Below are 15,281 nucleotides of genomic sequence, written 5' to 3'. Positions count from 1 at the left end.
TTTTTCACCCACAATTCTTCTGCATTAAACAAATGATAAATTAATAAAATGTGTCTGCATGCTCATTTTTGGAAAAAAATACATGTAAAGACATTTAACTATGGTACTAGTATATCCTGTGATGAAAGAACGAACAACAGTAGATGTTTAGTTCTATATACACAAAAATGAGCACTCGTTGATTGAATGCTCATTTTGAATAAGTTGCCACTTTATTTCGTCCTTTTTGTTTTGCTCCAATATATAACGCACGATCAGCATTTCTTAAAAGCGACTTCGCTGAATCAGTATCCCCGGGAGCAGAGGAAACACCGATGCTGACGGTGAATTTCACATTCAGTTTTTCCCGTTTCTTACTTAGGTCATGCCTGATTTCAAAAACCTTATTTTCAACTTCTCTCCTGATTTTTTCGCTGATCATTTTTGCTTCTTCTTTGGAGATATCACTTAGCAGAATGACGAATTCCTCACCTCCGTAACGGGCAATGATACCCATTTCACCGGCAATCTCAACAAGCATATTCGCAAGCTCAAGCAGCAGATCATTTCCACTCTGATGCCCATACGTATCATTGATACTCTTAAAATGATCAATATCGAGCAAAATGAGTGAGAGTACATTCAGTTTTCCGCGCTGTAAAGCTTCGAATTCTTCATTCAGTTTTTCATCGAAATAACGGAAATTGTACAGTCCAGTTAATGCACAGCGCTCACTCTGCTTGACTGTTCGCTGATGATTCCTTGCATTTTGGATCGCTACAGCAAGATAGGAACATAGAATTTCAAGTATTGCGATTAAATGTGATCCAAAGGCATTTTTCTTTTTTGAAGCCGCCATCAGAACAGCAACTGTTTTTTTATTTCTCTGGATCGGCACACAAATAATACTTTCAATGTCCGAAGGGATATACCCTTCCACTTCTTCGTTCCATTCACTTTTTTTACTGTAAAGTTTCGCTTTTTCCGACTCCCATACCTTTCCTGCAATCCCTTCTCCACGGCGGACAGGTGACAGGTTGTTCGATTCAATTTTGCCATTTTCCATTCTTCTCAGGAGAACAAGCTGATTATTCTGTGTCTCAACATCCAGAATGTACAAATAATCAATAGGCATCAGATCAGACAGCTTATTCGCAAACAAATCGAGTACTTCATTTACTTTCAATCTTTCAGCCAGCTGATGACCGATTTGAGCTGATTTTGCCAAATCCATATTGACCTTTTCTGAATTGTTATAAAGTCTGAGGATGATGGATATTGCCAAGAAAGGAATGCCTAAAAGAAAAGTAGCTCCTGCACCGATAGAGATTAATAAATAAAAATAAGCTAGCCCAAATGGCATACTGAGCATTGTGGCTATATAATCAAGCTTTGTGTCGTAGCTCCAGAATGAATAACGGTTACCTATGAACCACTGGAATGAAAAAAGATAAATATGATTAACAAAAATATGAATAAAAATATAAACTGCTGATACTGCAGTGACAGCCATCACAGGATCATCAGGCGTTACACCGGTTGAGTAGAAAACCAATCCGGCAATCAGGCTGATGATCATAAACATCGTTGAATTTAATGCAACCCGGTGAACTGTCTGCCAGGTCATTTTAGAACGGATCAGGAGCGGAATTAACACTAATTGCATTAATATGATTTCATATAGCAGTCCGTACATTAAAAAAGCGGCAAGGTTGATCCAGTGAATGATGAAGATGGTCGAGTTATCAACTTTAAACGGGAAATATGCAGAAATAACAGCCAGGACAATCAGACTGAGAACGATCTGCCAGTCAAAACGTTCAATCGGATCGATCTGATAGGCTAAATAAAGACCCGCGGGAAATATCACACTCCACATAATCCATAATACCCATTTAACTTTTACAGATACATCTTTCATCTTATATCACCCCGCTTTTATATGATAATAGTCACAATATAATGATATTACCAAAAAAAGAGACTTCCGTCACGTTAATTTTCACTAGTTTGAATTTTCTTGATTTCGTGATAAACCGACGAAAGAAAATAGAGTGACCCGGTGAGTAGATATAAGTGATCTTCTTTGGTCTTCATTTCACTTATCCATCTATCAGCTGTGACAATCCGTTTATTAAGATGCGTACTCTTTTCATATAAAACTTCAGCCTTGGCCGCTCTTGGAAAATCAAAGGTTGTAAAAGATATTTCATCTGCCAGCTTATCCAGCTGTTGAATCATACCGGTCGTATCTTTATCCGATACTGCTGCGAAAAGAAGATGTACTTTTTTATCGTTATATTTTCTTTTGACCGTGGCAATCAAAGACTCAATACCCTCCGGATTATGTGCGCCATCCATGATCACGAGTGGTCTGGTGCTGAGCGTTTCCATTCTTCCAGGCCAATAAGCGTCCATGACGCCTTTTTGGATAGCCTCATTGGATAAATCCGTTCCTGATACAAGCTCGGCTGCCTTAATGGCAATCGCTGCATTTTCAATCTGATGAAGTCCGTTCATTCTCGTTGTCAATTGGATGGAATCCTGATAAAGGAATGACTCACCGTGACCTCCATGGTCTAAAGGGGTCACAACAGGATCAACACCGACTTCATAAGCGGCTGCATGTTTTGATTCAGCTGTTTCTTTGATCACTTGTTTGGCACCTGCATGCTTAACGCAGTAAATAAGCGGTACCGATTCCTTAATAATGCCCGCTTTTTCAAAAGCAATTTCCTCATACGTGTCACCGAGAATCGCTGTATGATCAAGGCCGATTGATGTAATGCATGTACATAGCGGAACAACGATATTCGTTGAATCAAGTCTTCCGCCAAGGCCGACTTCAATTAAGACGAAATCAACCGCGCGGATATTGCCGAAGTAATGAAACATCATGGCTGTAATGACTTCAAATTCTGTTGGCCCGCCGAGTTCCGTTTCCTCCAGTTCATCTGCAAGCCGTTTAATGTCCTGCGTCAGGCTGAACCACTCCTCATCACTTACCGGTTCTCCATTCACCGCAATACGCTCATTGAATACTTCGAAATAAGGTGAGGTGAAGGTGCCGACTGTTTTTCCTGAAGCCTGCAGGATATTTCTTAAAAAGGTCACGGTTGATCCCTTTCCATTCGTTCCTCCAATATGTACGGCTTTAATTTTTTCCTCAGGATTTCCGAGCCGTTCCATCATCCATTCCATTCTTGATAAACCGGGCTTAACACCAAGGCGGAGCCGTCCGTGGATCCAGTTGATTGCTTCCTCATAGGATGTGATCATCTTATGTCTCCCTTTCACATTCATTGAATTTTACAGGAAAAGGGACAGACATCAAATCAGTCCGTCCCTCTTTAGAATCAGTTATTTTTCAGTTCTGCAATACGTGTTTTGACCGCTTCCTGTTTAGACATGTAGTCTTTTTGTTTTTCACGCTCTTCGTTTACGACAGCTTCCGGTGCTTTGCTGACAAAGCGCTCGTTGCTGAGCTTCTTCTCAACACGTTCCACTTCTTTTGTCCACTTATCAAGCTCCTTTTCCAGACGGGCAATTTCTTCGTCCAGATTGATCAGCCCTTCGAGTGGAAGGAACAGTTCAGCCCCGGTTACAACGGCCGTCATCGCCTTGTCCGGTGATTGAATATCAGTACCGATCTGAAGATTTTCCGGATGACAGAAGCGTTCTAAATAAGCTTCATTTTTCTTCAGTCTATCCGTTGTTTCTTCAGAAGTCGTACGGATCATCAGCTGAATCGGATTACTCATTGGTGTATTTACTTCCGCTCTGATGTTACGTACGGAACGGATAATGTCAATCAGCAGCTTCATCTCTTCTTCAGCAGCACGGTCTGTAAACTGTTCGTTCACCGTCGGCCATGCAGCCTCTGTAATGGACTTCCCTTCGTGAGGAAGGTTCTGCCAGATTTCCTCTGTGATAAACGGCATGAATGGGTGAAGCAATCTCATCGTCTGGTCCAGCACGTAAGCAAGGATGGAACGTGTTGTTTTCTTCGCCTCTTCATTTTCACCGTTTAATGGAAGCTTCGCCATTTCAATATACCAGCTGCAGAAGTCATCCCAGATAAAGTTGTACAGCGTACGTCCGACTTCCCCGAATTCATAGCGGTCAGCAAGACTCGTTACATTTTCAATCGTATCGTTCAGACGGGTCAGAATCCATTTATCCGCCACTGATTTCTCACCGGTAAGATCGATTTCTTCAAATTTCAGCCCGTCCATATTCATCAGGGCGAAGCGTGATGCATTCCAGATCTTATTGGCAAAGTTCCAGATCGACTCCACCTTATCCATTGAGAATCGCAGATCCTGACCAGGTGATGAACCGGTTGTCAGTACGTAACGAAGCGAATCTGCACCGTAATCAGCAATCACATCCATCGGATCCACTCCATTGCCGAGCGACTTGGACATTTTGCGTCCTTCCTCATCCCGGACAAGCCCGTGAATCAGTACATCCTTAAATGGACGGCCTCCTGTAAATTCAATTCCCTGGAAAATCATGCGGGATACCCAGAACGCGATAATATCATAGCCGGTTACAAGAGCTGATGTTGGATAGTAGCGTTTGTAATCCGCTGCCTCTTCATCCGGCCAGCCCATTGTTGAAAACGGCCACAGCGCAGATGAGAACCACGTATCGAGCACATCGTTGTCCTGCTCCCAGTTCTCAGGGTCCGCCGGTGCTTCTTCCCCTACGTGAATCTCACCCGTTTCTTTATGGTACCAGGCAGGAATGCGGTGCCCCCACCAGAGCTGACGTGAAATACACCAGTCACGGATATTTTCCATCCAGCGCAAATACGTATTTTCAAATCGTGAAGGAACAAAGTTTACTTTATCCTCCTGATTTTGCAGCTCAATCGCCTGCTTGGCAAGCGGCTCCATCTTAACAAACCACTGCGTTGAAAGGTACGGTTCAACAACCGCTCCGCTTCGTTCCGAGTGACCAACAGAGTGAAGGTGATCTTCAATGTCAAACAGAACGCCAGATTCCTGAAGATCCTTGACGATCTGCTTGCGGCATTCAAAACGGTCCATGCCTTTATACTTTCCGGCATTGTCATTCATGCTGCCATCTTCGTTCATGACCAGAACACGTTCAAGATCATGACGGTTCCCGATTTCAAAGTCATTTGGATCATGCGCAGGGGTGATTTTTACTGCTCCTGATCCAAATTCCATATCCACATAGTCATCAGCGACAATCGGAATGTCACGGCCGACGATTGGAAGCGTAACTGTTTTTCCGATTAAGTGCTGGTAGCGCTCATCATCCGGGTGTACCGCAACCGCAGTATCACCAAGCATCGTTTCAGGACGGGTTGTCGCAATCTCAATCGAACCGCTGCCGTCCGTTAAAGGATAGCGCATGTGATAGAATGCACCCTGTACATCTTTATGAATAACCTCGATGTCAGATAGCGCTGTTTTAGTCGCAGGATCCCAGTTAATAATATACTCACCGCGGTAGATCAGCCCTTTTTCATAAAGGTTCACAAACACTTTCTGAACCGCTTTTGATAAGCCTTCGTCAAGCGTAAAACGTTCACGTGAATAATCGAGCCCAAGTCCCAGCTTCGACCACTGCTCGCGAATATGACCCGCATATTCATCCTTCCACTTCCATGATTCTTCAAGGAATTTTTCACGCCCAAGATCGTAGCGCGTTGTTCCCTGTTCACGCAGCTTCTGCTCCACTTTCGCCTGAGTGGCAATCCCTGCGTGGTCCATTCCCGGAAGCCATAGAACATCGTATCCCTGCATCCGCTTCATACGCGTTAAAATATCCTGAAGCGCTGTATCCCATGCATGTCCAAGGTGAAGCTTCCCTGTTACATTCGGCGGCGGAATGACGATCGTGTAAGGCGTTTTATCAGCCTCACTCTTTGCCTCAAATACTTTTTCTTTCAGCCACCATTCATAACGGCCCTCTTCTATTGCCTTCGGATCATATTTCGTTGGCATCGTTGTCTCATTCATTGTCATATTGCTTCCTCCCAGTTCAGTTGAATTGTGTAAACATCATCATTTACAGGAATTCCGGAAAAACAAAAAAATCCCTCTCGTCATAAAAGGACGAAGGGATTTGTATTCGCGGTACCACCTTTTTACACAGACTTCTGCCTGTGCACTTCATTACAATAACGGCTTCAAACCGGCCTGTAACTAATCTGACGATGTCGGTCATTTCATCAAGGCTGCTAACGGGCGACTTCGGCGGGGTCTGATCTGGAAATTCTCTCACCAAATGAATTTCTTCTCTGAAGAACGATGGGCCGCTTACTCTTCCCGGTCAATGCATCATTTATATATATCATACTATAATCGATTTTTAATCATGTAGTCAAATAAAATCGCAAAATTCCCTCTCTCATCATACGATAAATGAATGACCTGAAAGGATCGATACAATGGGAAAAAAGCGTCTGTTTCCAAAACCAAAGCCACCCTGGTGGAGAAAATGCCGGGATACATGCCAGGTGTTTATCATCCCGCTCTGTGTATTTCAGAGTGTAAGACTTATTCTCCTGCCAACGACTTTTGATGTGCTGCTGCTGGCGTTTTTAGCAGGAGTCGCCTGTGTGCTTTACTTTGAATGGGTCTGAACGGGAGGCACCCAGATCAGCTCCCCGCGATTAAACGGTCTTCTGGACTCAAACTGATTCGTCTTCATGAGCTGAATCAGCGTGACACCATATCGTTCAGCGACCATTTCAAGTGTTTCATCCTGCTGAGCGATATGTATTTTAATTTGGGCCTGCTGATCCTCAAGCGTATGAATAAATCTTGAAAATGCACTGTCCTCCTGCTCATCTATTTCAGCTGTTCCCTTTTCATCTTCGACTTCAGCCACAACCTCAGCCTCTCTGACTTCCTCAGCAATGAGTGCCAGCGCTTCTTCAACTTCAGCTTCAGCTAAAACTTCTTCCACGATTTCTTCTATCAGCTCTTCCTCATCATTCGACACAGGCTCTTCCTGAAAGTCACTCTGTTCAACTTCCTGCACTTCAGGCTCAGCTTCTGCCTGTGCTGATTCTTCAAGCACTACTGCCTCCTGCTCTTCAGGCTTCACTTCTGTACGGGCTTTTGGCTGCTCCCCATTCCAGTCATTTAAAGGGTTTGGCAGCACCCTCACCTCGGCAGCTTCTTCTTTTTTCGGCACTTCCTTTTTTTCAGCTACCCCTTCAACAGCCAGCTCCGCGGTTAAATGAAGGATCCCTTCAACCGGCATTTCATAATCAATATGCTCAATATATACCTCTACATCATGCTTATTCGCTACCCTCTCTGAAGCAATGGAGATCGAAAGCGGAAAATGATGCTCAAATGTCATTTTACTTTCATCTGTTTTTACCTTTTGTACAAGCGCTGCTGAACGGTACTGCTCGGACAGGTCTTCACCCTGCTGAAAAAGACCGTCACCTGCGAGTAATAGCGTTCCTTCCACGAGTACCTGATCCTGATGCTCGGTAATGGATACACTCGGTTCAAAAGAAAGGGACCTTAACTCACTCAGAATATGGTTTTGATCAAAACGGATCGTCTCACTCAACGTATACGACATTTTTTTGTTCATCGTATCCTCCTTCTCATTTAAACATTTCCTTTTAATCTATGTTCAAATGAAAGGAATCATGATGATTTTATCAGAACGCTTTTCTTCTTTTAAGAAGATAAACTGTCAGCGGAGCTGCAGCAAATAAAATAAAAAAGATCCTGAACAAGTGAAAGCTTGTCACAGTCGATACATCCGCACCGACCTCATAAGCCGTAATCGCCATCTCCGCCACACCACCTGGAGCCGCGCTCAGAAACGTATTAATCAGTGTAAAAGAAAACAGCTGATTCATCACCCAGGCAAGGAAAATACAAAATGTAATGAGCAGCAGGTTAATCGTCACAACATAGGCCAGCGGTTTGACCGAGATCAGCTTTCTGAGGCCGGTCATCTGAAGACCCAAATGAGTGCCGAGCATGATCTGTGCAGCTGCCACGAGCGGATCCGGTACAAGAAATTCATTTCCGATAAAAACATTAAACAGCGTCACTGCCAGCAGCGGTCCGAGCATGTAGGGAATGGGAAAATGCAGCTTTTTCATGATAAGGATCAGCAGCGTAATTCCTGTACCAAGAATAATCAGGTCTCTTATTGGGGGAATGAGCGTAACGGTTGAATCCATCTGAGATGATAAACCACCGGGGAAAAAGTAGGTTGCAAGAAACGGAACTACGGTAATAACCATCAGAATCCGGATCGTCTGCATAAAAGCAACCGCTGATACATCTGCTCCCTTAATCTCCTCACTCAGCAGCACCATTTGTGAAAGTCCTCCCGGAAAACCGCCAAGTACTGCCGTTTCAAATGAATAACCGGTGAGCCTCGCTAAAAACCACGCACATACCGTGGCAAAACCGGTTACAAGCAATGTCAGGACAAGCATGAGCGGCAGATTGAGCCCCATCAGCTTTACTGCCTCAGCTGTAAAAGAAGTACCCATCTGAATCCCTATCACAACAAGCCCGATACTCCGCAGGATATCCGGCCAGACAAATTCATAAGAAACTGTGTTCTTCAGGATGATCATGACCATCAAGGGCCCAAGGAGCCAGGGTAAAAAGATATTTAATATGGAAAACAGCCATCCTGCTATCGCAGCGATCACCAGTGTTACAATAAAACGTACCTTCATGTCATTCATCCCGCTTCCTGCTATGTATTCTATTAGTGTATCAAACTACTTTTGAATGCGCATGCTCCGCTGAATTGTATAAAAACGAAAAAAGAGAGTGAAACCAGCAGCCGGTTTCACTCTCTTCGCACTTTTTATTTTGTTGACAGCTGCTTAAATGCTGCTTCTACTGCCTCAAGTGTTTTCGCTACATCTTCATCAGAATGAACAGTGGACAGGAACCAGCCTTCAAACTGGGAAGGTGGAAGAAATACACCATTTTCCGCCATCAGACGATAGAACTCACCGAACATATTCAAGTCGGATGATTTTGCCGTTTCAAAGTTAATGACTTTCTCATTTGTAAAGAAGAAACCTAACATTGAACCTGCACGGTTAACAGAATGCGGAATGCCATACTGCTCACCAAGTCTTGTAAAGCCTTCTTCCAGCTGATCTCCCACTTTAATAAAATGGTCATAGCTTTCTTCTGTCAGCTGAGACAACGTTGCATAACCTGCAGCCATCGCAAGCGGGTTCCCTGAAAGGGTACCTGCCTGATAAATCGGTCCTGCCGGAGCAATGTGGTCCATAATTTCCTTTTTACCGCCGAAAGCACCTACTGGAAGTCCTCCGCCGATTACTTTACCAAGACACGTCAGATCCGGTGTCACACCAAGATGACCCTGGGCACAATTGAACCCGACACGGAAACCGGTCATGACTTCATCAAAGATCAGGAGTGAGCCGTGCTGTTCAGTGAGGCTGCGCAGTTCTTCCAGATAACCTTCAACCGGAGGAACAACGCCCATATTACCTGCAACCGGTTCTACAATGACCCCTGCAATTTCATGACCATATTCTTTAAATACATATTGAATGGATTCGAAATCATTATACGGAACCGTGATCGTGTTTTGCGCGACGCTTGCCGGAACGCCTGGTGAATCAGGTAAACCGAGTGTCGCAACACCGGATCCTGCCTTAATCAGGAGGCTGTCACCGTGACCGTGGTAGCATCCTTCAAATTTGACGATTTTATCTCTCCCCGTATATCCACGTGCAAGACGAAGTGCACTCATCGTCGCTTCCGTACCCGATGACACCATTCTTACTTTTTCAATGGAAGGTACACGGTCAATAACGAGCTGTGCCAGCTTGTTTTCAGACAAGCTTGGCGCACCAAAGCTTGTACCGGATAAAGCCGTTTTTTGAATTTCACTGACTACGTGATCGTCTGCGTGACCTAAAATTAACGGGCCCCATGACAGCACATAATCAATATATTCATTGCCATCTATATCGTATATTTTTGACCCTTTACCTTTTTCCATGAAAATCGGATCCATATTGACCGATTTAAATGCACGGACCGGACTGTTCACACCGCCCGGCATTAATGCTGAAGCTGTCTCAAAAGCTTCCTTTGAATTCGAATATGAACGCATAGTACCGCTCCTTTATGTGAATAGATTACTTCTCCTGAAGCCATGCAGCTGCTTCTTTTGCGTGATACGTAATAATCAGGTCTGCCCCTGCACGCTTCATGCTCGTCAGCTTTTCAAGAATGATTTCTTTTTCATTGATCCATCCGTTTGCTGCTGCCGCTTTGATCATGGAATACTCACCGCTGACATTATAGGCAACGACCGGCTGGTTAAAACGGTCCTTCACATCTCTCATGATGTCCAGATAAGAAAGTGCAGGTTTTACAATAAGAAAATCTGCGCCTTCATGTACATCGGACTCTGCTTCTCTTAATGCTTCGAGTCTGTTCGCAGGGTCCATCTGATACGTTTTACGGTCTCCGAATTGTGGTGAGCTGTGCGCTGCATCACGGAACGGTCCGTAAAAGCTCGATGAATATTTTACCGCATAACTCATAATCGGCACGTCATAAAAACCTGCTTCATCCAGACCGTGACGAATCGCTGCGACAAATCCGTCCATCATATTGGAAGGGGCAATAATATCCGCTCCCGCTTTCGCCTGACTGACAGCCGTTTTAGCAAGCAGATCAAGCGTTGGATCGTTCAGCACTTTTCCACCTTCTACAATGCCGCAGTGACCGTGATCTGTATACTGGCAGAGACACGTATCTGCTACAACGACCATTTCGGGTGCCTTCTCTTTAATTAAACGGGTTGCCTGCTGAACAATCCCCTCTTCAGCATAAGCCTGACTGCCCACTGCATCTTTTTCCTTTGGCACGCCAAACAAAATAACGGAAGGAATGCCGAGCTCAGTCAGCTGGTTAATCTCATCCATTACACCATCTAAGGAAACGTGATACACACCCGGCATAGATGGAACCTCTTTTCTGATTCCTTCGCCCTCTACAACAAATAAAGGATAGATGAAATCCTCAGGACGAAGCCAGGTTTCCCTTACCATTGCACGCATTCCATCAGTAGATCGCAACCGTCTGTGACGATCAAATTGAAGTTCCTTCATCATCAAAAACCTCCTGTTATTCCATACACGCTGCTATTTTTTCTATCATCGCTTTTATTGTATAGTCTGCCGGTTCCATATGTACAGGCAGACCTCTTTTGAATAGTTCTGCGGATGTCGTTGGCCCAATACTAGCAATTTTACAGCGACCTTCCTTCATACGCGTTAAAATCGGCGCACCAGCTTTTTCTGCACTTTCTACAAAATGCCTCACTGCTGAAGGACTGGCAAAAGTGACAACATCCACTTGAGTGATGGACGACAGCTTTTCTGTGTCAATGTCTGGCTTGAACGTTTCGTATAGCGTCCAGACTTTACAGGTTGCCCCTTCCTTCTCAAAAGCAGCAGCAATTTCACCCCGTGCAATATTCCCCTGGGGATAGAGCATGTTCAATCCCTTCACCTCATCAGCCGGAAATTCTTTAATAAAGTCAGCACCCTTGAAGCTCGACGGAACAAAGTCAGCTTCTATCCCGTGATCATAAAGAAAAGCAGCTGTTTTTTGACCAACTGCTCCTACTTTACATAACCGTAACTCAGATACAGTATCTGCTTCTGTCAGCCGGTCAAGGAAGTACTTCGCTGCATTCCTGCTGGTCAGAATCACCCAGTCAAATGTGCCAAGCTGATGAATAAAAGACTGTCCATCACTGTCATGCAAAGCTCTTGTTTCGATCATAGGGAGAATCAACGCAGTTCCTCCCAGTTCTTCAATCATGACCTGATCCCTTTTCGCCTGATCAAGCGGACGTGTCAGCAGAATGGTTCTGTTTAAAAGGGAGCCTGTCATCGTTTACTCTCCCTGTTCTTCTTTTACCTGATCAATCAGCTTTTTCGCCCCTTTTTCAGTCATCAGGGCTGCTGCACTTAACCCCACTTCTATTGGATCCGTTCCTGAAACCACTTCTTTGTAAACCGTCTGTCCATCCGGAGAGGCAACAAGTGCAGTGAGTGTAACTTCATCACCTGACAGTTCTGCGAAACCGGCAATCGGCACCTGACAGCCACCTTCCATTTTATGAAGAAAAGCACGTTCAGCTGTGACGGTGGCAGACGTTTCACGATCAGTAAAGCGGTCCAGAAGTGTGCGGAGCTCAGCGTCATCCTCACGGCATTCGATCGATAGTGCACCCTGCCCGATCGCAGGCAGACAATCTTCCGTTGATAAAAACTCAGAAACGATATCTTTTGACCAGCCCATTCTCGAAAGGCCCGCTGCTGCGAGAATGATCGCATCAAAGTTTTCTGTTTCAAGCTTTTTCAGGCGCGTATCGATATTGCCACGGATCCACTGAATGTTCAGATCCGGCCTTTTAGCCAGAATCTGAGCACTGCGGCGGAGACTGCTCGTTCCCACAATGGCTCCTGCAGGAAGCTCAGCCAACGCTTCACCGTTTTTTGAAATCAGCGCATCGCGTGCATCCTCACGCACAGGAATGCTGCCGATGACCAATCCTTCGGGAAGCTCAGCAGGCATATCCTTCATACTGTGAACAGCCATGTCAATTTCGTGATCATACATCGCCTGCTCGATTTCTTTTACAAAAAGACCTTTCCCGCCTACCTTTGAAAGCTGGACATTCTGAATCTGGTCTCCTTTTGTCACGATTTCTTTAATTTCAAATTCTGTTCCCGGCTCTAGCTGTTTAAGCTGCTCAATCACCCATTTTGTCTGTGTAATGGCCAGCTTACTTCTTCTGGAACCTACAATAATTTTTCGCATGAAAGAAACCTCCACTTTGTTCATCTTCAACTAAGAAATTTTTATGCTTATATCCTGTGTAAACGAATCAATAAAGTCCTTTTAAGAATACCAGAAATGGAAGGACGATAACCTGCTTCCAAGCAGGAAGTTAATAATCAGACAGAGAAAAGCCATCGTGTTAAAAATGGCAAGCGTTCTGCCGGATTCCCCTCTGCCAAATCTCCGGTATAAAAAGACACCATATATGCCGAGCAGTAAGAACGACCCGATAATCTTCACATCATACCAGATCATATAAGGTAGCGAAATGACCGCCCACTGAACCCCAAGTATCAGGCTCAAAAGTAAGAGCGGGAATCCGATAATGTTTAATATCACTGAGCCTTTTTCAAGCTTTGATAAATCTGTAATTCTCTGAAGCTTCTGTCCCCACTTTTTCTTTTTCAGCAATCTGTACTGCAGCAAATATAAAATGGAGAAAACGACAGATACCGAAAATGCTGCGTAGGAAACAATCGCGATCGTAATATGAATCAGTAAAAGCTCCGACATCAGACGCTCAGCCGCCGCATTGGTGGATGCCTGAACCGGTGCAAAAGTATGGATCGCCATAAAGGTAAAGCCGATGACGTTGACAAAAAAAACGGTGAAGTCTACACGCATTACACGATTAATCGCTAATGACAGTGTGACTAACACCCATGCGTAAAAATAGATGCCTTCAAATAAGGTTAAAACAGGAAATCTGCCTGTTCTCATCATATATAAAAATAAAAAGATTGTTTGAAGAACCCAAACAATCGTTAAAAGCCAGAAGGCTAAACGGTTAGCCTTCTGGTCTTTTTGCAGATAATCCATAAAGTATAACAGCACGCTCACCGCATAAAGGATGAGCATGACTTCATGAAGGCGGGTCATGGACAGTTCAAACATCTGTAATCCCCCAAGTTACGGCTGTAAGGACAGCTCCGGCTGACGAACCGCTGACGTTGTTTTTTCAACTGATTTAACCGGCTGAACAGCTTCTCTTACCTGGTCTTCCAGGTTAAAGATTTTCATGAACAGCTCAAGTTTTTCGTCACCGTCCGGTAATGCGGCGAGTTCTTTCGCCTGCAAAATCGGATCCTTCAGCAGCTGATTAATAATGCTCTTTGTATGCTTGCTTAATACTTTGCGTTCACGATCAGTCAGACTTGGCATCTTACGTTCGATGCTTTCCATTGTCTCAGCCTGAATAGCCAGCGCTTTTTCACGAAGAGCGGAAATGACAGGAACAACACCAAGCATGTTAAGCCACTCTTTGAAGGCAACAATGGTTTCTTCAACCATGATTTCAATCTGTTCGGCTGCCTGTTTACGTTCTTCAAGATTCGCCTGAACGATTCCTTCAAGATCATCAATGTCATAAAGAAATACGTTGTCGAGTTCATTAATTGATGGATCAAGGTCACGCGGAACTGCGATATCCACCATAAAGAAAGGACGTCCCTTTCTCATTCGCTCAACGTGAATCATCATTTCTTTATCAATCAGGGCTTCTTTTGCACCCGTTGATGTGATCAGAATATCGGCTTCAACAAGCGCACATTGAAGCTCACGCAATTCTTTTGCACTTCCTGAGAATTTATCCGCAAGTGCTACAGCTTTTTCAAACGTACGGTTAATCACCGTCACTTTTGTTGCGCCGCTTCCCTGCAGATTCTGAATCGCAAGCTCACCCATTTTTCCCGCACCAAGGATTAAGACATGCTTTTTATTTAAATCACCAAAAATCTTTTTGGCAAGTTCAACAGCAGCATATGACACCGAAACCGCATTAGATGCAATATCCGTTTCAGCATGTGCTTTTTTAGCCAGGGTAATCGCCTGCTTGAACAACTCATTAAAAACAGTACCTGTTGCGCCGTTTTCCTGAGAAGTAAGGAAGCTCTTACGAACCTGTCCCAAAATCTGCGTCTCTCCTACGATCATAGAATCGAGTCCGCAGCTTACTTTAAACAGGTGCTCCATCGCACCGTCTTTTTCATAAATAAATAGATAAGGGCTGAATTCTTCTTTATCAAGCTGAAACCAGTCAGCAAGAAACTGCTTTATATAATAACGACCTGTATGAAGCTGATCTACGACTGCGTAAATTTCCGTACGGTTACACGTTGAAACAATGACGTTTTCCAGAATGCTCTTTCTCGCCTGGAGCTCCGTCATTGCTTTACTCAGATCCGCTTCCTGAAAAGAAAGACGCTCTCTAATCTCTACAGGGGCCGTTTTGTAATTCAATCCTACAACTAAAATGTGCATGTTTGAAAGACACCCCCAGAAGTTAATCACTATTCCTATTATAACATGCTGTAACCACTTTCATGAGCTTAAATGTGAACAAGCATTGAAACCCGTTCACTGACGTTCTTATGCAGCATCCGGGATGAATCCGGTTCGCACGGCTGCATAACGATGACT

The 15,281-nt window shown here is 44.3% G+C and carries 12 protein-coding genes and 1 other annotated feature; of the genes, 1 reads left to right on the top strand and 11 read right to left on the bottom strand.

The window, feature by feature from the left end; translation table 11 throughout:
- Positions 1-190 precede the first annotated feature (190 nt).
- From H7968_RS13965 to H7968_RS13955, 3 genes are all read right to left on the bottom strand, one after another.
- A complete protein-coding gene (locus H7968_RS13965) occupies positions 191-1,900 on the bottom strand; it encodes a sensor domain-containing diguanylate cyclase (RefSeq protein WP_227396726.1) in 1,710 nt (569 codons plus the stop codon).
- Between the two features lie 74 nt (positions 1,901-1,974).
- On the bottom strand, positions 1,975-3,258 hold the full coding sequence (locus H7968_RS13960; RefSeq protein ID WP_227396725.1) for a bifunctional folylpolyglutamate synthase/dihydrofolate synthase: 1,284 nt from the start codon (positions 3,256-3,258) through the stop codon (positions 1,975-1,977).
- A 77-nt stretch (positions 3,259-3,335) separates the two neighbouring features.
- Positions 3,336-5,981, bottom strand: a complete 2,646-nt coding sequence (locus H7968_RS13955) for a valine--tRNA ligase (protein ID WP_227396724.1) — start codon at positions 5,979-5,981, stop codon at positions 3,336-3,338.
- Between the two features lie 83 nt (positions 5,982-6,064).
- Positions 6,065-6,301, bottom strand: a binding site (T-box leader).
- A gap of 105 nt (positions 6,302-6,406) precedes the next feature.
- Here H7968_RS13955 and H7968_RS13950 point away from each other — a divergent pair.
- On the top strand, positions 6,407-6,601 hold the full coding sequence (locus H7968_RS13950) for a hypothetical protein (protein WP_227396723.1): 195 nt from the start codon (positions 6,407-6,409) through the stop codon (positions 6,599-6,601).
- Here the strand turns inward: H7968_RS13950 and H7968_RS13945 are convergent.
- The 8 genes from H7968_RS13945 to hemA all read right to left on the bottom strand — a co-directional run bounded on the left by H7968_RS13945 (position 6,583) and on the right by hemA (position 15,122).
- A complete protein-coding gene (locus H7968_RS13945) occupies positions 6,583-7,572 on the bottom strand; it encodes a hypothetical protein (RefSeq protein ID WP_227396722.1) in 990 nt (329 codons plus the stop codon). The genes H7968_RS13950 and H7968_RS13945 overlap by 19 nt on opposite strands.
- Positions 7,573-7,642: 70 nt before the next feature.
- Complete coding sequence (locus tag H7968_RS13940) at positions 7,643-8,695, bottom strand: AbrB family transcriptional regulator (RefSeq protein WP_227396721.1); 1,053 nt, start codon at positions 8,693-8,695, stop codon at positions 7,643-7,645.
- Positions 8,696-8,820: 125 nt separating this feature from the next.
- Complete coding sequence (gene hemL / locus H7968_RS13935) at positions 8,821-10,113, bottom strand: glutamate-1-semialdehyde 2,1-aminomutase (protein WP_227396720.1); 1,293 nt, start codon at positions 10,111-10,113, stop codon at positions 8,821-8,823.
- 25 nt (positions 10,114-10,138) lie between these two features.
- Positions 10,139-11,119, bottom strand: coding sequence for a porphobilinogen synthase (gene hemB, locus H7968_RS13930; protein ID WP_134376900.1), 981 nt, complete (start codon positions 11,117-11,119; stop codon positions 10,139-10,141).
- A 16-nt stretch (positions 11,120-11,135) separates the two neighbouring features.
- Complete coding sequence (locus tag H7968_RS13925; RefSeq protein ID WP_227396719.1) at positions 11,136-11,909, bottom strand: uroporphyrinogen-III synthase; 774 nt, start codon at positions 11,907-11,909, stop codon at positions 11,136-11,138.
- A gap of 3 nt (positions 11,910-11,912) precedes the next feature.
- Positions 11,913-12,842, bottom strand: a complete 930-nt coding sequence (hemC, locus tag H7968_RS13920; RefSeq protein WP_227396718.1) for a hydroxymethylbilane synthase — start codon at positions 12,840-12,842, stop codon at positions 11,913-11,915.
- Between the two features lie 81 nt (positions 12,843-12,923).
- Entirely contained in the window at positions 12,924-13,757 is an 834-nt protein-coding gene (locus H7968_RS13915; protein ID WP_227396717.1) for a cytochrome c biogenesis protein, read from the bottom strand.
- 15 nt (positions 13,758-13,772) lie between these two features.
- Positions 13,773-15,122 carry a glutamyl-tRNA reductase gene (gene hemA / locus H7968_RS13910; RefSeq protein ID WP_227396716.1) on the bottom strand — a complete coding sequence of 450 codons (1,350 nt, stop codon included), beginning with the start codon at positions 15,120-15,122 and terminating at the stop codon, positions 13,773-13,775.
- Between the last annotated feature and the right edge of the window lie 159 nt (positions 15,123-15,281).

This window comes from Jeotgalibacillus aurantiacus, assembly GCF_020595125.1.
GTDB classification, from domain to species: domain Bacteria; phylum Bacillota; class Bacilli; order Bacillales; family Jeotgalibacillaceae; genus Jeotgalibacillus; species Jeotgalibacillus aurantiacus.
The sequence above is the reverse complement of the archived record's forward strand: the minus strand, read 5'-3'. Positions and strand labels throughout refer to the sequence as shown.

Excerpts from the sequence above, each read along its gene's own strand:
- H7968_RS13965 (WP_227396726.1), bottom strand. The coding sequence starts at position 1,900 with ATGAAAGATGTATCTGTAAAAGTTAAATGGGTATTATGGATTATGTGG.
- H7968_RS13960 (WP_227396725.1), bottom strand. The coding sequence starts at position 3,258 with ATGATCACATCCTATGAGGAAGCAATCAACTGGATCCACGGACGGCTC.
- H7968_RS13955 (WP_227396724.1), bottom strand. The coding sequence starts at position 5,981 with ATGACAATGAATGAGACAACGATGCCAACGAAATATGATCCGAAGGCA.
- H7968_RS13950 (WP_227396723.1), top strand. The coding sequence starts at position 6,407 with ATGGGAAAAAAGCGTCTGTTTCCAAAACCAAAGCCACCCTGGTGGAGA.
- H7968_RS13945 (WP_227396722.1), bottom strand. The coding sequence starts at position 7,572 with ATGAACAAAAAAATGTCGTATACGTTGAGTGAGACGATCCGTTTTGAT.
- H7968_RS13940 (WP_227396721.1), bottom strand. The coding sequence starts at position 8,695 with ATGAATGACATGAAGGTACGTTTTATTGTAACACTGGTGATCGCTGCG.
- hemL (WP_227396720.1), bottom strand. The coding sequence starts at position 10,113 with ATGCGTTCATATTCGAATTCAAAGGAAGCTTTTGAGACAGCTTCAGCA.
- hemB (WP_134376900.1), bottom strand. The coding sequence starts at position 11,119 with ATGAAGGAACTTCAATTTGATCGTCACAGACGGTTGCGATCTACTGAT.
- H7968_RS13925 (WP_227396719.1), bottom strand. The coding sequence starts at position 11,909 with ATGACAGGCTCCCTTTTAAACAGAACCATTCTGCTGACACGTCCGCTT.
- hemC (WP_227396718.1), bottom strand. The coding sequence starts at position 12,842 with ATGCGAAAAATTATTGTAGGTTCCAGAAGAAGTAAGCTGGCCATTACA.
- H7968_RS13915 (WP_227396717.1), bottom strand. The coding sequence starts at position 13,757 with ATGTTTGAACTGTCCATGACCCGCCTTCATGAAGTCATGCTCATCCTT.
- hemA (WP_227396716.1), bottom strand. The coding sequence starts at position 15,122 with ATGCACATTTTAGTTGTAGGATTGAATTACAAAACGGCCCCTGTAGAG.